Raw genomic sequence first — 21,855 nt, forward strand, 5'->3', positions numbered from 1 at the left:
CGTCCTCCTATAAGCCACCAGCATTCTGCGAACAATACCAATACATATGAGCGCTCTGCCGCAGATAGCGCAGGCAGCGGTTAAAGGCAGCTACAGCCTGTCCCACCAGAGATACAATTGTGTCAAATGTAGTCCTAACTTTTGGCAGATGGCGAGCCTGTGCCACGAAATTGATGCTGACCACCTCGTGCCCGGCCGTGAGCAGACGGTGAGCCAGCGGGCGATGGTAGTCGCCGGTCGATTCAAGCGCAACTCGGCAATTGCCGGGTAGCGCTTGAAGGTAACTCAACAGCCGGTCAAAATCAGAAGCGTTGTCGGTCATCCGGAAGCGCTGACGCTTCCCGTCCGACGACTCAATCAACACAGCATTCGAATAACGGGCGATGTCGATCGCCACTAGGTTCAAGGGCAGCGCACCTTCGGGCAAGTCGGCCATTTCGGTTTCCTCCGGCGGGCGATGAGCGGGCAATCCAAAGGATGCCCGTTACCCTTGATGACTGACATTCTGCATGTACTATGGCAGCGAGTTCATTTCGAAGGCGCTCGACAAATGGGCGTACGAGAACGGCGTGGAGATTGACTTCTCGCGCCCTGGCAAGCCGACCGACAACGCGAAGAATGAATCCTTCAACGGACGCTTTCGGGAGGAATGCCTCAATGCACATTGATTCTTGTCGCTTGAAGACTCCAGACGCAAAATCGAGGTCTGGCGCGAGTACTATAACGAGGCGCACCCTCACTCTGCGCTGCAGTGGATAACACCGGCAGAATTCGCCCGCCAGTGCACCGATCGGGCCGATTCGGCCCACCCCGAAGAGTCGGAATTTTCCAATTAAGACCGGGACGGAAATTGGGCTAGCCTCACGCCGCAGTTACCGCGTATCGGCCCGGTGGCGAGGAAATCTCACGCCCGCGAGAGCTCCGGCCTTGAGCGTGATTGCGGGTATTGCAAAAGTCGCACGCCGTCAGGCTTGCAACCCGTCCGGACACGTCGCGCCCCTGTTGTCGCCGCGGAGCGCGACAATCCGCCTCGTCAGTATCTCGTCGAGCCTACCGAGATCGGCTTCGATCGTGGGCAGCAGTTCGCGCAATGGCACATCGGTCTGCGTCGCTTGCCGTTCCGCGTATTCGCAAGCGCGGACGACCATTCGGGCGCCGATCAACCGAATACCGCTGCGAATACGATGCAACGCTGCACAAAAGCCCGCGCGGTCATCGTTGGTGACCATGCGTCGCATCTTGAACAGTGTGTCGCGATTGGTCGCGACCAGCGTATCAAGCAGATTGGCTTCGAGCTTCGCGTCGCCCGCAACGATTCGTCCAACGGCTGCGGGATCGATCCATTCTTCGCTGGGCATGTCCGCACTGGGTAACGCGAACGGCGGCCGCACCTGCATGTCGGTTTCCCGCTCGCAAAGCCAATCCGACAGACGGCTCGCCAGTGCTGCAAGCCCAAGTGGCTTCGTCACACAGAAGTCCATGCCCGCATTGAGCCCGCGACGCAGTGTTTCTTGCTGTGCGTTTGCCGTGCAGCCGATCAGGACGACGCGCTGACCCGACGCAGCGTCGCGCGCGCGAATTTGATGCGCCAACTCGTAGCCGGTCATGCCGGGCATGAAAAAATCCGTGATCACGACGTCGAACGGCGTCGATGCCATGCAGTCGAGCGCCTCGATGCCGTCTTGCACGGACGTGACAGTGAAGCCCAGATACTGCAGTTGGAGGGACTGCACGAGCCGGTTCGCCGGATGATCGTCGACAACCAGTGCCGAATACGACCGGAACTTTCCGCGCCAGACATCGATCGGCCCCAGGCGCAAATCGCCGGCATTGATCAGCGCAGCCGCAGGCGCGCTCAGCCTAATCTCTACGGTCGTACCCACACCCGGGGTGCTCTTCAGCGTCAGCGCCCCGCCCATTAGCTCGACGAGCCTCCGGCAGATAGCCAGCCCGAGACCGCTGCCGCCGAACTTGGCGCCGATCGTACGATCCGCCTGCACGAACGGTTGAAACAGCTTCTCCTGCTCTCCGGCCGCGATGCCGATGCCCGTATCCTTAATCCGAAGTTCAATGTGGACTTGGTCTTGTGCATCGGCCCGGAGCATCGCTTCGAGCGACACGCCTCCGGTGTGCGTGAACTTGACCGCATTGGATAGCAGATTGCTCAAGATCTGCCGTAGACGAATCGGATCGATCGTCGCACCGAGCCGGCAAGGATTATCGATATTCACGGAGAAGAGAAGGTGGCGTTGACGCGCCAACCCCTCGAAGACCTTGGCGACACTGCGAACGAGCGAGTCACAATCGATGGGTTCGGGAGTCAATTCCAGCTTGCCGGACTCGATCTTCGATAGGTCAAGTATGTCCTCGATCAGCGACAGCAGCGCGTGTGCGGAATCATAAGCGGCATCGATCGACGCCGATTGCGACTCGATGGTGCCTCGCGACTGCTTCAACAATTCGAGTACACCGAGCACCGCATTCATCGGCGTACGTATCTCGTGGCTCATCGTCGCGAGAAAGGTCGACTTGGCCCTGTTCGCGTCCTCCGCAACTTCGATTGCCGCCGCAAGATCTCCTTCGGCGCGCTTGCGCAGGTGAATCTCCTTGCGCAGCAGATAGTTCCATACGAGAAACAGCACGATCATCAGCAGTGTGCCGAGCACAATCGTCAGGATTCGCAGTCGCTGCCGATCCCATGAGGTTCGAACCTGCCGGGAAAACTGCCACCTATCCCGCAGACCGTGCATGCGTGAAGCCGAAATCGCAGCAAGCCCGTTGTTGAGAATATTCGCCAGCATGGCGTTCTCGGGACGGACGGCAAATGCGATCCGAGTCGCCGCGCTCCCTGTCGCGCCGACGATTGCAAGCCTGTCATCGAATTGCGTGATGTAATTGGCTGTCGTGGCGTTCGTGATCCAGGCGTCGGCCACTCTCGTCGTCAGCAAATCAGAGGCCGACCAGACGCTGTTGGCAGTCAGGATTGTCGCGCCCGCCTTGTTCAGCGCGGCACGGTCTGTCCACAAGCTCGGCCCGACGACTACTCTTTTCCCGCGAAGCGCATCCATTCCATCGAAGCTGCGCTCCGTCCGCGCAACGATCGCCTCGGGCGTATCCGAATAATGGGAGGTGAATATCCAGTTCGCGAGCGTCGGATCGGAGGGCGAGGCTGCGACAATCAAATCGGCGGCACTGTCGCGCACGCTCGCGACGTCAACCGCGGCCGGCTCGAATCTTAACCCCGTTTGCTTCCCGATCGCATTGAGCAGGTCGACGGCCAGGCCCATAGCCGTGCCGTCCTCGTTCGCCATGATGAATGGAGAAAAATCCTGCAGCGCAGCGTACTTAATGACGGGATGACGCGCGATCCATTCGCGCTCAGCCTTGCTGAGAGACACATCGCTGCCGAACGTGTAATGCGTGCCGAATCCTTCCCACAGTGCCAGGATCATGTCCCTGTCGCCATCACGAATCCGCGTCAGCACCGATTCCACCATCTGCATCAGGGGTTGATTCTGCGTGGAGGTGGCGAAGCGGAAATCCTCGGCGGCGAAACGGGCAACGTCGGTTACGCTTACGTTCAGCACCTGGTGCCACTCGATGAGATCATTGAGCGCCGCTGAATTCCCCACGCATGCCTCCGCTTGCCCGAATGCAACGGCGTACAGCGCGGCGGACAGCGATGGCACCGCCAGGAGGCGCATGTCGGGATACGACTTCTGGAGCTTCGACTTGGCTACGGTGCCCTGCACATAGGCAAGCACACGGCCGTCGGTCGACGGCCGGATCGAAAACCCGGGATCGTCGATCCGGGTAGCGATGACGGCCCTGTTGCCGAAATACGGCTTGCTAAATATGACGTCTGCGCGACCGCTAGCACGCTGCGCACCGGTCACGAGATCGACGGTTCCCGCCGCCAGCGCGTCCATCAAAGCGGTCCTGTCTCGGAAAGCGACGATTTCGAACCGCACCTTCAGGGTCATCCCGAGAATGCCCAGATACTCCGCCGAAATTCCCTCGTAATTTCCCGCCGCATCGACAATATCCAGCGGGACCACCTCGTCTCTCAATACGCCGACCCGCACGACTCCCTGGTGCGCCGCCAACCATGCATGCTGTGCCGCGGACAATTTCAGCTTCGACACGTCCCCTGTCCAGCGTGTTACAAGGCATATCGAGGTGGTCTGCGCCGCAAAGATCGCCTGACACAGGGTCAGCATGACAATCAACGCGAAAACATGCGCGCGAGCGTAACGACGGCTCATGACAATCCATCAGATGAGGTGGTGAGCCTTTGCGAACGCGGCGAGGTCGACGACGTTCGTGAAGCCCAGCTTCGCCAGGATATTGGCCTTGTGCGTGCTGATTGTCTTGTTGCTGAGTGAAAGCGCATCGCCGATTTCCTTGTTGCTCAACCCTTTGGCAAGGTAGCGCAGCACCGTCAGCTCACGCTCGGACAGCATGGCGAACGCTGCGTGGGGCCCGCTTCCCGATGCCATGGCGTTGACATCCAGCGGAAAGCAATGGAATCCGGCAAGCACGGCATTTACCGCACTGAGCACATGCGTCACATCCTCGCTCTTGCTGACGTACCCGTTCGCGCCGGCGGCGCGGCAGCGCAACGCGAACAGTTCCGCCGAATACCCGGAGAAGGCCAGAATCTTGACGGTCGCATCCTTGATGCGAACCCGCTGAATCAGATCGATGCCGTCCATGCCGTCGAGATCGATATCGACGATCAGCAGCTCCGGTTTCAATTCGCGGCAAAGCCTCAAGCCCTCTCCGCCGTCGCTCGCTGTACCGACCACTTTCAGGTTGACGTTCCGCTCCAGTATGCTGGTCAGGGCGAGCTGGACAGTCGGATGGTCGTCTACGATGACGACTCTCATGGAGTTCTATATGAACGCGTCCCGTTTGCAACAACTTTCTTGTGTTCCGACAGACAGGATGGGCTGCAGCTCTATATCCGGCCTTTATGCAGCCGACACCGCCGCTGCGGACCCCTATGAAATTCGCTGACTCGCACCTCATTCTCCTAAAGAGCTCGAGGCTCCTCACTCCATTCAGATTTAGCGAGTCCCGGTCCTACCTGGTTTGTCATCACACGCGATTGCTACGCAACCTTTCGACGTTCACCCTGTAATAAAAGTTGATCGTTCTACCTCGCGCGAGCCGCTCAAGCCAGCTTCACGCTCACATAGTCGTTCCGGTACGGTCTGCCGTGGGCGAGCACCGCCCAGATCGTCCGTGCCATCTTGCTGGTTAGCGCGACTTTCACCACATTCGTAGGTCGCCGCTTCTTCATCTGCTCAACCCACGGGCTAGGAGTCTTCGAGTGCGCAACACCGCTCGAGCGCCGTCAATGAGTAGCGTGCGCAAGTACGTGCCGTCTCTCTTACTGATTCCATGCAGGACCGCCTTGCCGCCCGAACCGGTCCGCTTGGGCACGAGGCCCGCCCACGCCGGGAATCTGGCAAATTGCCTTCGCCACCTTGCCTTCCTTCTTCCAGTCGCGCATACGCCGCTCAATTTCGACAACCTGCTCGTCCAGTCTCGCCAGACCATTCCATTGCTCGCGCAATGTATCGATCAACGCTGAGGGCAGGCATCCCGCGATTCTGCCAAGTGCGGCCGGTATCTCTTGATCTCGCTTTGCCCAGCCTTTACTCATTACCTCGCCGTATTCCGTCAGTAGCCCGCGCAGCCCATTGATTTGCATCGTGCGGAATTTCACCAACTGTTCACGCAGCCGGTGCAATGCCGGCATCGCCCATTGTATTTCCGTCTTCACAGCCACCGGCTTGCCAAGCTGCGGGACAGCCAGCCTGATTGCCCGGGCGCCGGCGGCATCGTTCTTGTTGCGGACGTTGGATGCCTTCACGAACTAAGCCAGCATCAATTTCACCTCATGACCTAGCCTTGTCAGTTGCCGGGCCCAATGATGTGCACCACTGCACGCTTCCATCCCAACCAGACAGGGGGCACTGTTCGCGAAGTGAGCCGGAAACTTCGGCTATCTAATCAGTTTGTTCACGATCTCACCGGTTTCCCGATCAACGTAATGTACCGGAAAAACCTGCTTGGCGATGTCTACGCCTGCGGCCAAACTGTTCATCGTGGGTCCTCCGATCGCCGCGAAATGCGTGCATTTTCCTCCTGGGCACATCGATGCCGTTGGCCCGTGAGGATCCACCCCTCTTTGCTCTCACGTGCGTGGGTGGGACGCGTTCATTTCATTCTCCTTTAGATGACGGCACTTTTGTGGGACCGGCGCTGCCCCAGGCTGCACTCCCAGATTTTACCTACTCTTCATGCGGTGTTGACGCTATCACGTCCAGATCGAAAGGATATCTCCGAGAGTTCTCTCTCATCCCGCCGTCGCGCACCCGGCCTCGCCTCTCAAGCAATCCGCCTCGCAATCCGTTTTCGTCTCGATAGACGAGCTGACTGCCGCTTGACTGGATCAGGCAAACGCCATTCATGCAGCCGCGAGCCGCCGGATTGCCTCCGCCCTCAACGCCGAATCACTCGTCCGCGCGCTCGCGGTAACGATCATGCCGGTCGCATTCTATGTAACGACTGGAGGTCCGAACTGGCTACTCATGGTGCTGATAACGCTCTGGCTTTTGATTGGGATCGAACGCGTCGCGCCACTGGCACCTAGTTCAGAAACGCCGTGCAAAATCCGGCTGACAAATCCCGAATCGGCGCCGCGGCATACTACCGCGGAGCCGGAATTCCGTTGTGCGAAAGCATGCCGTATCAGCGTGACGCGGCTCCTTGTCGACGACAAAGACTCGTGGATGCTCAAACGGCCATGCCAAGTGCCCGGCGCTGGTACCGGGCATGCTCATGCGCTGCTTACCCCGTTGACCTCCACGAATTCAGACTTCAGGTCACCCTTGTTCCATGTGTGCGGAGAGGTATTGGCCGGACGCCGCCGCCATGGCTGCTACGGTCAAAGGGTCGATTCCGACGAGCTTCCCTGCGAGTTTCTTGATAGTGCCGTCCACAATCACGGTATCGACGTCGGCAGCCGTGGCCGTGGAAACGACGGCGCCGATAGGATCATTCATTGGCGAGAACGCCAACCGATCCGTGCGTAACAGTACGAGGTCCGCACGCTTGCCGGCTTTCAGACTTCCGATCTTGCTGTCGAGCCCGATTGCGCGAGCGCCGTCGATGGTCGCGAAGCGAAGCACGTCGGCTGCGGTAATGGGCACATATTTCTCATCACGCTCTAGGTGCGCTTGCATGCGTGCAATCTGGTGAGCGGCGCGCATCTGCGTGAACATGTCACCGCCCGTGGTGGTCACCACGTCGCTGCCCAATCCCGGCCGCATGCCGGCGGCCAGCGTTTGGTTGATGGCCGGAATGCCGAAATCCATGACCATCTCGACCGCGGGCGTCGAGATGCAATGTCCACCGCTGTCTCTAATACGGTGCCGGTCCTCCGCGCTGAGGGTTACGCAGTGAACGTAATTTGCGCCCTCGAAGAGTAGCCCGGCGGCGTCCATTCGGCGTATCGCTTGATACTTTATGCCTCCCTGACCGGTACCGACATGCACGGACACAGGCAGTTCGAGTTCCCGCGCGAGCGCCCAGTCGCTGCGCGTCACATCGAAGGTCGACATGTGCTCGGGACCACGCAAGGCCAAACCCATTGTGAGCACACCGTCGTCGCTCGCAAAGTAGGTTTCGCGAACACGCATGACGTCCTCGCGCCGCAAAGCTTTGTGACTTTCGAACGACCATTCCGGCGAGACGTTGGGAAACCCATAGCCGAATACCGCGCGAATGCCGCTTTCGCGATGCGCGCGCACGGCTTCGTCGGCGTGCGCCGGACTATTCATGATATGTGCCCAGTCGTATACTGTCGTCACCCCCGCATCGAGTGCCTCCGCGTCGTTTGATATCGTCCCGGCATAGACATCCTCAGGACGATAGCGCGGCGCGAGACGAGCCAGTACTTGGCCAAAATAGCCATTGAGATCAGTGTCGACGGCGATATTGCGAATCGTCCCCTGCCAGCAATGGCGATGTGCATCAACGAAACCCGGCATCACGATCATGTTCCGAGCATCGATGATGTCCGCGCCATCGACTGCAAGGTCCTTGCCGATATCCACAATCGAGCCACGGCCGATGAGTACGTCCGCATTTCGGAGTACGCCCGCGCTGTCGAGCGTCACCACTGTACCGCCCTTGATGAGCAGGGGGCGCTGCTCTTTCACCGATGCTCCTTGTTTTGTCGTTGTTGGACTTGCCATTGTGGTTCCTTTTGCTATGAGTCCCAGGTGGGTGGCTGTCGCCACCGGAATTGTTCGTTCGACCATACTGATGCCTCCTTTTGCGATTTCCCGTTGTTGGACTGTCCTTGATTTAGGCGTCGCGCTGCGAACCAGATGCCGATCCCGTCATGAACGAGCACCTTCATTCGATTGGCGCGGCGGTTGGCAAACAGATAGGCGTGGTGCAGTTGCGCGGCGTCGAACATCTTGACCACGCGGGCAAGTGCCATGTCGAAGCCGGCGCGCATGTCCGGCGGATCGATAGCCAACTGGATCGCGTCGATCCGGATCACCGGGGCCATAGTGACCTGCGTTACCTATGAGAAAATCGCGACCGTCACGCTTCCATTTGCTGAACATCAGGAGAACCCCAAGTTGCGCCGATTGAAGCAAGCGCCTTGAAATAGGGAGGACCAGAAGGCGCATCATTGAACCTGTTTGCCTCTTTCCGGCTGGTACCCCAGAAGGTAGTGAGTTCGGCCGGCAGATGCCGTTTGTAAGAGGCTCGGAGGCAACAACAGCAAGTATAAAAGATCGCAGAATGTTCATGGCAAAGCAGATTGTCCGTGGGCTTGTGAAAAGAACGGCTACTTCACGACCCGAAATGGCTCGTGTAGCTTTTGACCCAAGGCGCCGTGATTAGGGCGTTTCGAAATACTGGAGAATATGCTGCTTCTCGCCCTCACCTACGATCGGTACCGGCGATCCAGCGGTTGGTGGATCTGCCCCGTCGCCTAGCACGTCATCGTTGCCGCGGCCAAACGCATCGCGCGACGCACTGACGCCAATCTTTGGAATGAATCCATGACCGGGCACATGATCGCTTTCGAATAACTCGCCGTCGATAAGCGATACCCCACTTGGTAAAGCATCCTCATGGATAGGAACACCTTCGAGCGCACCGCGCATGTAATCAAGCCAGATTGGTAACGCTGTCCGCGCGCCCCACTCGCCTGCTCCCAACGTCCGCGGCGCGTCGAATCCCATCCAGGCAACGGCAACAAGCTCATGCTGGTAACCAGCAAACCAGCCATCTCGAAAGTCGTTCGTCGTGCCAGTTTTGCCGGCAATATCCGCGCGACGCAGCACATTGGTTGCCGCGGCCGTGCCATGCTGCGCCACCGATTGCAACAATCTCGTCATGATGAAGCTGTTGGGCTCAGAAAGCATGCGAGGCGCAGTGCGCCCGACCACGAGCGGATGTGCCGTGAAAATGAGCCCGCCGCACGCGTCGGTAATGCGTACAATCAAATACGGCTCCACACGATATCCACCGTTTGCAAAAACCGCGTAGGCACTAGCCATTTGCAATGGGGTAACCGAACCAGCACCAAGTGCCATGGGCAAGTTCGCGACAATCTTGTCCGAGCCGAAACCGAATCGCTCGACGGAAAAGGCCTTTGCATAATCCGGACCGATGGCATCCAGCACACGCACCGAGGCGAGGTTCTTCGATTTTGTCAGCGCCTCACGCAGCGCAATTGGACCGAGAAGTTTCCCGACTTCCCTTGGTCGCCATACACGGTGATTGGCATCGATGCGTTCGAATGGTGCGTCATCGACAATGGTCGATGGGGCATATCCTTTATCTAGCGCAGCCGAGTATATAAATGGCTTGAAAGTGGATCCAGGCTGACGCCATGCTTGCGTGACGTGATTGAACGAACCATAACCGTTTCCGCCCACAAGCGCGCGGATTGCACCGTCCTGCGGCGTCAGGGCAACAAGCGCCCCTTGAATAGATGGCAATTGATCGATGGTCCATATTCCTCCTTCGTCGGCTCGAAGGCGTACGATCGCACCGGGGTGCAAACCAGCTGCGACTACCGATCGTGACGGGGTACGCGATCGTGCGAAGCTCAGAGATGGCCCGCCCAGCGACAAAAGCTCCCCGCTGAGTGTCAGCACGACGACAGTCCGTTCATTAGCGGATACCACTGCGGCAGCTGACAGACCAGCGATCGACGGACGCCGCTTCAATGCGTTCAGTAATGCGTTTCGTTGTTCCATGGAATCGAGCCCGGCGATCTCTTCAGATACGTCCGCTTCCGGACCCTCATAACGGTGCCGATGCTCGAAGTCGGCCACACCCTTGCGGACGGCAGCATATGCCTTCCGCTGATCGGCAGACCGTATCGTCGTCCACACTTGAAAGCCACGTTCATACGCGGCTTCACCATATCGCGCATACATCGCTTTGCGAACCATCTCACCGACATCTTCGGCAAAGGCCAACTCATTGCGTTGCGCGGGCCTGGTATATGTCGGCTCGGCCAATGCGGCGCGATACTGATCATCATTGAGATACCCAAGCTGATGCATTCGGCCGAGAATGTAAAGCTGGCGACCGCGTGCCCGCGCCGGATTCTCGATTGGGTTGAATCCAGAGGGCGCCTTCGGCAAGCCCGCAAGCAGTGCAACCTGTGCGACAGAGAGATCGGCAAGATTCTTACCGAAATACATTCTTGCCGCGGCACCGAATCCGTAAGCGCGCTCCCCAAGAAAAATCTGATTGACATACAGCGTCAAAATCTGTTGCTTCGATAACCTGGTCTCGATCCGCATCGCAAGCAAGATTTCCGAAATCTTTCTCAGGTATGATTTCTCTCTCGATAGGAAGAAATTTCGTGCCAGCTGCATGGTTATTGTACTGGCACCTTGGCCCTTTCCACCATGGATTATATTTGCCAGCGTCGCTCGCACCAATCCACGAAAATCCACACCGTGGTGTTCGTAAAAACGTGCGTCCTCTGTCGCCAAAACGGCCTTCTTTACGATTTCTGGAATTTCTTCATAATCTAGTGGAATCCGCCGCTCAATTCCATACTGCGCAATCAGATCGTTGTCCGCAGTATAAATACGAAGCGGCACGATTGGGTGAAAATCGCTGAGTATCGCGATCGATGGCAATTTCGGCATCGTCACAATCGCCACATAGCCAATGACCAATGCAGCAGTGATGACAATATAGAATACTGCACATATCAACCAGACTAGTGCGCGCCCACGCACGCGCAATGAAGAACGGCGTGAATTTGAAGCCGACTCCTCTACGCTGACCAATTCCCGCTCGACTCCGGCATCCATTTCGGGTCGTTTTTTCACCGAAAAAATCCGGCGAATCAGTTTACCTGCGTATAGCAGGCTGATTCCCCTGCTTTTCCATAGATTCAACAGTATAAAGAAATTCTCCATCCCCGCATACTCCGTCATCGTGACTTGTTCAAGAGCGATCGACGAAAAGCCTTCGCCTACAGACATTGGTGAATGTCACGAAACATGGTGATTGGGCTCCGCTCCGGCGGAAGCAAGCCGTTTTACTCCGCTTCGGGACTCGATTAGAATAGAAAGGCCGCAGATCAACGAAATCGCAAATTTTGTCATTTCGCAAATAACCATTTTAATCATTAAAATGGCATTGCCTCCCCTTGAATATCTGCTACCACTCAATATCTCTAGTCCAATCAGAGATCGAGGCTACTCGCTGAGAGACTCACCAGTAAAGCATGAATTTCTAATTCCGCCAGTAGCTCTGCTATTAATAACATCCTGACGGTGTTGTTACGTTAATCGGGCGAGAGGACGAGGTAACGCTCATGATTGTGATTTCAGGCGGTGCGAACGGATTGCGGGCGTTTGATGTCCGCCAAGCGGTTCAGCACGTCCACGCGGATGGCACTTCGACTGCCTGCGATTCGGTGCGTCGTGCCCACAAGCAGTTAGCCGTGAGCGTCTTGAATCGAGACATTACGTTCTCCGCGAGCGAGCGCCGACGCTACCCGCTGCCCTTCTTCCAGTCGCGGCGACCGAGTCGGGCGATCGCATCGACCCTGTCGTTGCGCCGCGTCCCGCCGGACGTGTTCTCGGGCCATTGGGCAGCGCCGTCGCGCAACGATCCGGGCGTGGCACGGCTTGGTGTCGTAGGCCCGTCAATGCCGATGATATCGAGCAACTCGCTCTCCTGGATCTGATTCAGCTGTTCGGCCAGGAAGTCGCCGTCGGCGACATCCTGATGCGTCATCTGCGCAGCACGACGCACCTGACAGGTGTTCGCGTCGAGCCCGAGATGCACGTTGCGCCACGTACGACGCTTCGGTATGGCCTTCTCGGCGCCAGACTTCCCTACATTTCACCGGTCAGGATCAGGTTCACCTTGTTAAGAGCTACCGTTATGAGGCACGACGATCGGGCGGCACGCCGAGCAAGTGCAAAGCGCTCTCCATAATTTCGGCACACGCCGGGCCGGCGACACGTGCACCGTAGTAGCTTCCTCGTGACGGCTCGTCGATCATGACGGCGACGATCAGGCGAGGATTACTCATGGGCGCCATTCCGACGAATACGGCTCGATACTTTCCTCGCGCATAGCCGTGCCCACTTTGCTTGCGAGCTGTGCCCGTCTTTCCGCCTGTTCGATAATCCGGAAGACCGGCAACACGGGCCGTTCCCTCCCTGCCGTCCGCTTCGAGGATCGTGCGAATCTGCTGCGCAACGCGTGACGAAATCACTGGTTCACCGACAGGAGGTGTACTCAGGCGTGTCAATGACAATGGGATGCGGCGTCCGTCGTTCGCAAATACCGTATAGACATCCGCAAGCTGCGCAAGCGACATCGACAGACCGTATCCATAGGCCATCGTCAATTTCTCGATCGGCATCCAGTGGCGGACAGGATGCAGCGCGCCTTTCGCCACCGCGGGCAATGTCTTCAGTGGCAACGAACCCAGGCCAAAACAGTGGAACATCCCCCACATGTCTTGCGAAGACAACATCATGGCGATCTTCGCCATACCAATGTTGCTCGATTTGGTGATGATCTGCGTGACGCTAAGACTACCAAAGTTGCTGGTATCGTGAATTACACTGCCGTATACTTTTAAACTACCGGGTGATGTGTCGAAGCGGGTTTCCGGCGTGATGATTCCCTTGGTCAGCGCAAGCGCAACCGTGATGGGCTTGATGGTAGAGCCTGGCTCGAAAGCATCTGCAATGACACGATTCCTGCAACGCGCATCGTACGCACTCACCGGCCTATTGGGGTCGAAGGCTGGGAGATTGACGAGGGCAAGAATCTCCCCAGTCCTGGCGTCAACGATGATCGCTGAACCTGCCACCGCAGCAAACCGTTCTACGGTGTGCTCAACTGCGAGCCGCGCCATATGCTGAATGCGGCGGTCGATCGATAGCGTGAGATCCGAACTGGCCACGCCCACGGTATCGACACCGACGATGTCGACCGGGTTCCCCATCCGGTCCTCAATCAATCTCCGCTTTGATGCGCTTCCGGAAAGCAACGCATCGTCCGCGAGTTCGACCCCCTCCAAGCCTCGGCCATCGACGCCGACCCAGCCAACTAGCTGCGCAAAATCACTGCCTCCCGGGTAATAGCGCTGGTCATCCTGGATCAGATACACGCCGGGAACGTTCAACCTCGCAACGTCGGACGCAACTTCCGGTGCAACACCCCGCTTCAGAGCAATGAATTTGCGATTGCCGTTATCCCTTGACGCAATCACGCTCTCTTGCAACCCGAGCAGGGATGCCAGTCTCGTCACATCGGAATTGCTCGCGCTGCGGAACTCGGCCGGAACGATCCAGATGTCTGCGGCGGGCCTGCCGATCGCGAGCGGTTCCCCGTTGCGATCGGTGATTCGACCGCGCACGGGCTTTATCTCAAACACATGTTCGAAGCGCTTCTGTGCCTCGTGGATATAAAAGTCAGGATGAATTCCTTGAATCCAAAAAGCTCGGACAGCGAGCGCCAGAAATCCAGACGTGAGCAACGCGCTTACGCACTGCGATCGCCACCTTGGCAAACCATCTCGAATGAGACGATTACGACAGAATGAAGCGATGGATCTTTTCATACCCTAGCATCCGTCAATTTTTTTGCGCGATATTCCAGTCGTCATGCAAAGCGACGCCCAGTCAAGGACTATGAACATTGCATACATGAGGTCGTATCCAACTGATGATGGAGTATACGATCGTCGTAGCCAGATGCGTCAGAGGAAAACGGCCAAGCACTCTCGGAAAATTCCCAAATTGATGGGGTATACGACGAACGTCTTCTGCCGCGCGAAATGATCAGGATTGCACCGTTATGAAGTAGGCATGAAATGCACTCGCCGTCGAGCCGGCACGGCCTCGGACATTTCTTATTTAATTCGAACTTGCAATGAAGGCCGGGGTTGCATGCTACGCTGGCAACGATTGTGCACTGTCAAGCGCCAAACCTCCCGTAACTTCGAATTGCGAATGCATGAACTGCGGTTAGCTGAGAAAATGGTCCTCAAAACGTTTCCCATACCCCGGAAAACCCACATGTAGCCGTGAGGCACAAGGCTGGGCGGTCAGAGCCTACCGTCCGCTCCATGCCGCACATGCGCCCTATCAGAGCAAGGCGTGCTTCATTGGCAGCGCCTGATACCACGTGTCTCTGTAGATGCTTCAATAATTGGAATGTTTCATGAATAAACGATTTATATGTGTCCTGATACCAGTCATCGCCCTTGAGGGATGTTCGGTAATCAACTCACTGGAAAACATCTCCTTGGAGATGGATCAACGGAAATGCGAGCGATTTGGCTTCGTGCGCGGTACCGACGCCTATGCGAACTGCATGCTTCAACAACAAGCATTGCAACAGGAAAGTTACGAACGTGAGCAGTTCATCGATGCAATCCAGGGGCGATAGCGCCTTGACGAACTCGTTCTCCGTCAACAGCAGGTATTCGCGATTCGCTTTCCGGAAGCCTTACAACCGGGCGAGCGCGGCCAGTACCGCGTGGTCCTGCGAGTTCGATCGCAACTGCAACACGTCCAGACACTGGGCCGCGCTGATATCGGTGCTTATCCATTCGTTTCGGGAATTTTCCTAGACGTAGTCTGCCGGCCCTACTCTACGATCAATAGCCGCAAGGAACGGAACCAGCCAATACATCATTGCAAGCCCACGATTTTGTGACGCGGGCGGCAATCTGGCTGATCCCGCCTTCGCTTTCTATGCCATTCCAAGACCATCGTTGCCATGAAAAGACTTAGGGATTTCCATTTCCATCGAGTCAAATATCTCTTTGATGACAGTTACCCGAACCTCCCGCTCGTACACGGCGTAATCGAAGGCGTGCTTCCGGGCCAGGTGTACACCGACAGCGAGTATCTCCCCACCCGGTGTCTGGTCCTGACGGATGCCGCATACGCCTTTTCGGTCGGCCTCAGGCAACCCGACGACGTCTTCCATGCGCTAGAGATCCTCGGCGACCGCCCTGAGATCAAGCTGGTCATTCCGGAATTGTCGTTGACGGATGCCGCATCGTATGGACTCGTGCCAGTGCCTCGCCGGCAATATCGGTATGTCGCCGCATTCCCGCCGGCAGCCGAAAACACGTCCGGCTATCACGTTCTTCCAGTAGTGGATGAAACGCTGTTCCGGCGATGCCGGTGGTCCGAATTCATCGGCTCGATACTGGGGGGGGTGGCGAACTTCCATGAACGCGCTACCGTATTCGTCCTTTGGGATCCACATACCGACGAAATTGTCAGCGAGGCGTTCGCCATTCGGTCTCGACGATTTGCGGAAATAGCGGCGGTAACGAGCCCCTCCCATCAAGGGCGCGGCTTATCGACGCTGCTCTGCAACCAACTGATCCATTGGGTGATGGTGCGAAAATTGCAGCCGGTCTGGAGCTGCGACGAGATGAACGCTGCCTCCTGGCGTATTGCCGAAAAGCTTGGAATGGATTCCAAGATCTGCTACACGTTCTTCAAACGCGCGGCGAATCACGGCAACACGCGCGAGCATTCTTGGGTCGGCCCGTCTTTCACCTGTCAGGAAGCGCGATCTTTTGCCGCTATTGTCCCGGAACCGCGATGATGCAACGTAAAACGAGCGTCGCCGCATGTAATTCGGATATGGCGACGAGACCGCCGGGCAGTGTCAGCCTGGTGCGCAGGCACGAGGCCGAGCGTTCGATCCGCCCCTGGAGCACATGGCAGCGCGCGCAAACCGCGCCCCCCGCCATGATTCCCTGTTACCCGACAACAGTGTCGCCGCGTGCCGGGCGCGCCTTTGGGCATGACAGGCCCTGCGCATCGCCATGCGGCGGTAGCGGTCACCTCCTGGTCAGGCGGCGGACTCATCGAGAATCGAGCGCGCCGCCATGGCGAAGGTCATTGACCACTTTCAAGTTTTCCTGCGCGAGGGGTACGGTCGTCGTCGGTAACGCCCTCGCCGTGAGTGGCAAGCAGCATGACGGCGATTACGAGCCAGAATCCATCGAGCGGAAGCGGATTGTCGAGCGGCAACGCCGAAGTCACCGCGAGCATGGCGCCGAGCAATGTGTAATACGCTACGCCGAAGAATGCCCCCGCGCGTCCCAGACTGTCTTTGTAGTTTCGCAGCGCAGGCGCCAGAATGTTGGGTATTGCCAGCCCGAAGCCGACGAAAATCGGCAGTGCGGCGAGCGCCCACAGCACACGGGCCGATTCCGCAGTCAGCACCACGACGAGTTGCAGAAGCACGCCCGCAAGCGCGCTCGCGAGCCCGAATCGAACGCGGCAAGCATGAACAATGCCCTGATGGAGGCGGCGGTTCAGTGCCGCGCCGAGACTGCCGGCCAGCGCCACCGCGATGCCGATCCAGGCGAAGCCGAGGACGGGCAAGTCGCCAACCAGAAAGGGGGCGGCCGCGTAAAACGAAAACGCCAGCGCATTCAAACCCGCAACGAGCAGCGCCGAACGCATCAACTGCCAATCCGTCAGCATGCGCCACGCCAACGTGCGCGTGGAGACCGCCTGAATCGACGCGTCGCGGGTTTCGGGCAGATGGCGCGCCGTCGCCACGAACAGCATCGCGATAACGGCGGTGATGAGCCAGAGAATCGCCTGATAACCATGCCAATCCGACAATTTCTGTCCCACCAGCGGACCGACTGCGGGCGACCACGCCAGGACCATGCCAACCGTGACGAAGCTGCGCGTCAATGCCGGGCCGCTCAAGCAATCCCGCAATACCGTTTGCGTCGTGACCGAACACGTCCCGAGGCCCATCGCCTGGATGAATCGGCCAACGAGAAGGAGTTCGAAATTGCCCGTGCGTGCCGCGATGAGCGTGCCGAGCAGTCCAAGCGCGAGTCCTCCCAGCAGGGCAGGACGTCGGCCGATCGTGTCGGACACGCGCCCCCACAGGAAAACGCCGACGGCAAAGCCCAGAAAGAAAATGCTCATCGTCCATTGGGTATGGCCTGCATTCAGGCGCCATACATGTGCAAGGTTCGGCAAGCCCGGCGCGAGCACCGTTTCGGCAATTTTCGGAAGCGCTACCAGCGCCAGGAGCAGCCACATTGGCGGCAGCTTCTTTTCGCAGCGCATAGCAATATGTTTAAGTGTCATGAGTTTCTCCGTGTCGATGGAGATAGCATACCGATGCACAAGTGACGATAATCACGACGTTCTGACACAAAGCATCGCGAAACAGACATGTCTCAATATGATCCTGACCACGTGCTTGATCCCGACACCGCGGTATGTCCCATCGTTGGTGTCGCGTACGAATCGAAAGAACACGATTCCGAATGGCACGTGCACCAGCGAACGCAACTGCTGTATCTGACCGAAGGCGCGGTCGCCCTGCAAACGGAGGATCGGGTTGGTCACCTTGCACCGTTGAGCGCTGTCTGGTTGCCTGCTGGAACGCGTCATCGCGCGGTTATGCACGGCCGCTTCGCATATCGCAGCCTCTATTTCGACATCCGGACATACACGGTGCTGCCGCAGACGCCTGGCATCGTCGAGGTGAGCCCGCTGTTGCGCGAACTCATCGTTCGCGTAACAGAGTGGCCGGCCGACGGCGTGCTGACCGACAGGCAAACCCGGCTGGTTTCTATCTTGTTCGACGAGCTTCAGGTGGCTCCCGCCTCACCGCTATATTTGCCGATGCCGCGCGACAGGCGCTTGAGTGCGATAGCGAATGCGATTCTTGAAGATCCGTCAGAACAATGCACGCTCGATGAATGGGCCGACCAGGTCGGTGCGAGCGCTCGAACGCTCGCACGGCTCTTCGTACGTGAAACGGGATTGACCTATCTGCAATGGCGCACCCGCTGTCGATTGCTCGTAGCGCAGGCTCAATTCGCAGAAGGCGCTTCGATTACCGCTGTTGCACACGCTGTTGGATATTCAAGCGACAGCGCTTTCATCGCGATGTATCGTCGTGTTTACGGCGAGTCGCCTGGCAGGCGAAATGGAATTAGGCGCAAGGCGAACGGAGACGGAATTCTATGACCAATCAGGCAGCGAATCTCGCGTCGAAATTATCGGAATCCGGCCAGGCTCGACGGAACCGTTTTGCCACGAACTGCCGGACGCGATGAAGGCTGGGCCGATTGCAGCATGTCGCAGCCAGCGCAAGACACCTCGATCGCCAGGCACTCGCGGGTTTACTCATCGATCACGCTATGCATAATCAGGTCATCAACGTGACGATCATGTGAGGTCGCCCTGGCCATCGCCGAACATGAAAAGAGAGCGATCGTGTTTCAATGAAAGCTGGCGCACCTGGTCGGCCGACAGCGGCAGCAGATACGCTTTCGTGAGCGGTCGACGGCCGCGGCCAGTGCGATAAAACCGAGCTTTTAGCGAAGCACATCGTCGATACCTTCCGCAATCAGCAGGTTGAAACGATATGCGCACCCTCGACTGCGAGTCTGAAGCGCCGCGCCGTGGCGATGATGTTGTGGAGTTCGTAGATTCCGCCAATGGCGTCGGACCTATCCGTGATTTCGTGGGCGAGGCATATCATGAGAGATAAAAGTCATGGATATGCCAATGAAGAAGAAACGGCAAACCGTAGCGCGTCAGGCAGCTGCCCGCGGGCCGCTGCCTGAGCTGCCCAAGGAACTGCTGGACCAGTTGGTCAAGGGGCCGATGTCGCCGGCCGAGGTGCAGGATCTGATGCTGGCATTCAACAAGGCGGTCATCGAGCGTGCGATGGGCGCCGAGATGAATCTGCATCTGGGCTACCCGCCGGGTCAGCCTAAGCCGCCCGGGCAGGCCAACGAGCGCAACGGCGCCAGCGGCAAGACGGTCATCACCGATCGCGGCCCGGTCCGAGTCGAGGGTGCCCCGTGATCGCGACGGCAGCTTCGAGCCGATCCTGATCCCCAAGCACGAGCGCCGTTTCACCGGCTTCGACGAACGCATCATCGCGGTGTACGCACGCGGCATGAGCGTGCGTGAAATCCAGGCGTTTCTGGCCGAAAGCTACGGCACCGAGGTTTCTCCCGACTTCATCAGTTCGGTCACCGACGAGGTGATGGCCGAGGCGCTGAGCTGGCAGAACCGTCCGCTCGAAACGATGTATCCGGTGGTGTTCTTCGACGCTTTGCGGGTCAAGATCCGCGACGACGGCGTGGTCAGCAACAAGGCCGTCTATCTGGCCTTGGGCATCCGGGCCGACGGCCAGCGCGACGTGCTGGGCCTCTGGATCGAGCAGACCGAGGGGGCCAAGTTCTGGCTCAAGGTGTTCAACGAACTGAAGACGCGCGGCTGCCAGGACATCCTGATCGCCGTGGTCGACGGCTTGAAGGGGTTGACTGAGGCCATCAGCGCAGCCTATCCGCGGACCACTGTGCAGACCTGCATCGTGCATCTGATCCGCAACAGTCTCGAGTACGCCAGCTACAAGGACCGCAAGGCGCTCGCCGCAGCACTACGCCCGATCTACGCGGCCGCTAGCGAAGAAGCGGCAAGGCAGGCGTTACAGGACTTCGCTGATGGCCCGTGGGGCGAGAAATATCCGACCATCGTGCAATCGTGGCAACGGGCATGGGAGCACGTCGTACCGTTCTTCGTGTTCCCGCCGGAGATTCGGCGGGTTGTGTACACGACAAACGCCATAGAAAGTCTGAACATGCAGCTGCGCAAGATCATCAAGACGCGTGGTCACTTCCCGAATGACGAGGCGGCGATCAAACTGCTCTGGCTGGCGCTGCGCAACGTGCTGGCCAAGACCGTACGGGCAGCCTTCGACTGGAAATTTTATATGAACGCCTCCCGTTTGAAGGTTTTTCGTGTGTGCTGACTACGACAGGATGGGTTGCAGCTTTATATCCGGGCTTGTTGCAGCCTGACATGCTGCGGCCCACCATGAAATCCGCTGACCCGCGCCTCATTTTTCCGACGAGCTAGAAGCTCACTCAGCGATTCAGGTTTGGCGAGTCCCGGTCCGACCTGTTTTGTCATTACATACGATTGCCAGCGCAACCTTTCGACGTGTCATCCTGTAAAAATTGATCTACCTTCTACGCGACGTGCGCCGGTCAGACCGGTTTCACGCTCACATAGTCCTTGTCGTACTGCCTGTCGTGCGCCAAGATCGCCCAGATCGTGCGAGCCATCCTGTTCGCTTGTGCCACGACTGCTACATTCAACGGTCGCCGCTTCTTGATGCCTTCGGCCCATAATCCGGGTTCCTTTGCGAGACACAGCACGCTTCGGGCCCCGTGGATCAACAGCTTGCGCAGATAGGTATCTCCTCGTTTGCTGATCCCCAGTAACTGGACCTTGCCACCCGTACCGGTCTGCCGTGGCACCAGTCCGATCCAGGCTGCGAACTCGCGCCCGGACCGGAACGTCTTCGCATCGCCCATAGTGGCTACTGCCGCTGTCGCCGTCAGCAGACCAACGCCCGGTATGGCAACAATCGCCTTGCATGCCTTGTCCTCTCTCTGCCACGCCTGCAGACGCCGCTCAATTTCGGCAATCTGTCTGTCCAGTTCCGACAATCCACTCCACTGCTCTCGCAGTGTGTCGATCAGGATCGAGGGCAGACGATCAACCAGCCGCTCCAGGACACTTGGAATTGCCTTGTCGAGCGCAGCCCGTCCCTTGGCCATCACTTCACCGTATTCGGTTAGCAAGCCGCGCAGACTATTGACCTGCATCGTGCGGAACTTCACCAGTTGCTCTCGCATCCGGTGCAGCCCCAGCACGGCCTGCTGCGTTTCAGTCTTCACCGCGACGGCCTTGCCTGCATGCTGTACGGCAAGCCAGATGGCTCGCGCATCAGTCGCATCGTTCTTGTTACCCATTGCGAACGCCTTGACGAACTTGCCCGGCATCAACTTCACCTGATGGCCCATCGCGATCAGCTTACGGGCCCAGTGTTGGGAACCACCGCAGGCTTCCATGCCGATGAGGCGGGGAGTCAAATTTGCGAAATGCTCCAGAAACGCGGCTCGCTTTACCGGCTTATTTACGATCTCGCCCGTCTCTGCGTCGATGTAATGGAGCTGCATCACGTTCTTTGCAATGTCCACACCCACTGTCGTGTGCTTCATTTCGGAGCCTCCGGTTTGCCAGGAAAACCCCTATGGTCTTCCATCTGGGCACTTTGATGCCATTGGCCCGTAAGGCTCAGCCTTCCTGCAAGCTACGCCACTCACGGGTGGGAGGCGTTCATATCATCAGCGATGAACCAGTTTGCTATCCTGTTCGGCGAGCGATTTATGCAGGCGCGCGGATAACGCGCTGTTCAACCGCCTCGCCCACAAAAATGCGGACA

General features: G+C 58.1%; 12 protein-coding genes and 4 pseudogenes. 5 read left to right on the plus strand and 11 right to left on the minus strand.

Annotation, left to right across the window (positions count from 1 at the left end):
* Nucleotides 1-7 precede the first annotated feature (7 nt).
* Nucleotides 8-436, minus strand: a complete 429-nt coding sequence (locus ABIC50_RS05605; protein WP_354162226.1) for an IS110 family transposase — start codon at nucleotides 434-436, stop codon at nucleotides 8-10.
* 82 nt (nucleotides 437-518) lie between these two features.
* On the opposite strand from ABIC50_RS05605, the pseudogene ABIC50_RS05610 reads away from it, so the two are divergent.
* Nucleotides 519-836, plus strand: a pseudogene (locus ABIC50_RS05610) (integrase core domain-containing protein); the annotation flags it as partial.
* A gap of 129 nt (nucleotides 837-965) precedes the next feature.
* Here ABIC50_RS05610 and ABIC50_RS05615 read toward each other — a convergent pair.
* The 8 genes and pseudogenes from ABIC50_RS05615 to ABIC50_RS05650 form a co-directional block, all read right to left on the minus strand.
* Nucleotides 966-4,265, minus strand: a complete 3,300-nt coding sequence (locus ABIC50_RS05615; protein ID WP_175742550.1) for an ATP-binding protein — start codon at nucleotides 4,263-4,265, stop codon at nucleotides 966-968.
* Nucleotides 4,266-4,274: 9 nt separating this feature from the next.
* On the minus strand, nucleotides 4,275-4,889 hold the full coding sequence (locus ABIC50_RS05620) for a response regulator transcription factor (RefSeq protein WP_175742552.1): 615 nt from the start codon (nucleotides 4,887-4,889) through the stop codon (nucleotides 4,275-4,277).
* Between the two features lie 287 nt (nucleotides 4,890-5,176).
* Nucleotides 5,177-6,115: pseudogene (locus ABIC50_RS05625) on the minus strand (IS110 family RNA-guided transposase).
* 781 nt (nucleotides 6,116-6,896) lie between these two features.
* Nucleotides 6,897-8,234, minus strand: a complete 1,338-nt coding sequence (locus ABIC50_RS05630; protein WP_244110103.1) for an amidohydrolase family protein — start codon at nucleotides 8,232-8,234, stop codon at nucleotides 6,897-6,899.
* A gap of 50 nt (nucleotides 8,235-8,284) precedes the next feature.
* Nucleotides 8,285-8,593: an IS66 family insertion sequence element accessory protein TnpB gene (gene tnpB, locus ABIC50_RS05635; protein WP_175742556.1), complete on the minus strand. Its 309-nt coding sequence runs from the start codon at nucleotides 8,591-8,593 to the stop codon at nucleotides 8,285-8,287.
* 337 nt (nucleotides 8,594-8,930) lie between these two features.
* Nucleotides 8,931-11,486: a penicillin-binding protein 1A gene (locus ABIC50_RS05640; RefSeq protein ID WP_354162229.1), complete on the minus strand. Its 2,556-nt coding sequence runs from the start codon at nucleotides 11,484-11,486 to the stop codon at nucleotides 8,931-8,933.
* A gap of 413 nt (nucleotides 11,487-11,899) precedes the next feature.
* Nucleotides 11,900-12,384 (minus strand): annotated as a pseudogene (locus tag ABIC50_RS05645) (transposase); the annotation flags it as partial.
* 76 nt (nucleotides 12,385-12,460) lie between these two features.
* A complete protein-coding gene (locus ABIC50_RS05650; RefSeq protein ID WP_354162232.1) occupies nucleotides 12,461-14,158 on the minus strand; it encodes a peptidoglycan D,D-transpeptidase FtsI family protein in 1,698 nt (565 codons plus the stop codon).
* Between the two features lie 602 nt (nucleotides 14,159-14,760).
* Here ABIC50_RS05650 and ABIC50_RS05655 point away from each other — a divergent pair.
* A complete protein-coding gene (locus tag ABIC50_RS05655; protein ID WP_175742558.1) occupies nucleotides 14,761-14,988 on the plus strand; it encodes a hypothetical protein in 228 nt (75 codons plus the stop codon).
* Nucleotides 14,989-15,321: 333 nt separating this feature from the next.
* On the plus strand, nucleotides 15,322-16,167 hold the full coding sequence (locus tag ABIC50_RS05660) for a GNAT family N-acetyltransferase (protein ID WP_175742560.1): 846 nt from the start codon (nucleotides 15,322-15,324) through the stop codon (nucleotides 16,165-16,167).
* Between the two features lie 296 nt (nucleotides 16,168-16,463).
* Here the strand turns inward: ABIC50_RS05660 and ABIC50_RS05665 are convergent, their stop codons facing one another.
* The gene (locus ABIC50_RS05665; RefSeq protein WP_354162235.1) at nucleotides 16,464-17,684 is read right to left on the minus strand and encodes an MFS transporter; all 1,221 of its coding nucleotides are present in this window, start codon (nucleotides 17,682-17,684) and stop codon (nucleotides 16,464-16,466) included.
* Between the two features lie 87 nt (nucleotides 17,685-17,771).
* Between ABIC50_RS05665 and ABIC50_RS05670 the strand changes: the two genes are divergently transcribed.
* Nucleotides 17,772-18,575 carry an AraC family transcriptional regulator gene (locus tag ABIC50_RS05670; RefSeq protein ID WP_354162238.1) on the plus strand — a complete coding sequence of 268 codons (804 nt, stop codon included), beginning with the start codon at nucleotides 17,772-17,774 and terminating at the stop codon, nucleotides 18,573-18,575.
* Nucleotides 18,576-19,112: 537 nt separating this feature from the next.
* Nucleotides 19,113-20,373, plus strand: a pseudogene (locus ABIC50_RS05675) (IS256 family transposase).
* Between the two features lie 238 nt (nucleotides 20,374-20,611).
* On the opposite strand, the gene ABIC50_RS05680 reads toward ABIC50_RS05675, so the two are convergent.
* On the minus strand, nucleotides 20,612-21,631 hold the full coding sequence (locus ABIC50_RS05680) for an IS110 family RNA-guided transposase (RefSeq protein ID WP_175712670.1): 1,020 nt from the start codon (nucleotides 21,629-21,631) through the stop codon (nucleotides 20,612-20,614).
* Nucleotides 21,632-21,855: the final 224 nt, after the last annotated feature.

It is taken from the genome of Burkholderia sp. 567 (assembly GCF_040545115.1).
Taxonomy (GTDB): Bacteria; Pseudomonadota; Gammaproteobacteria; order Burkholderiales; family Burkholderiaceae; genus Burkholderia; species Burkholderia ambifaria.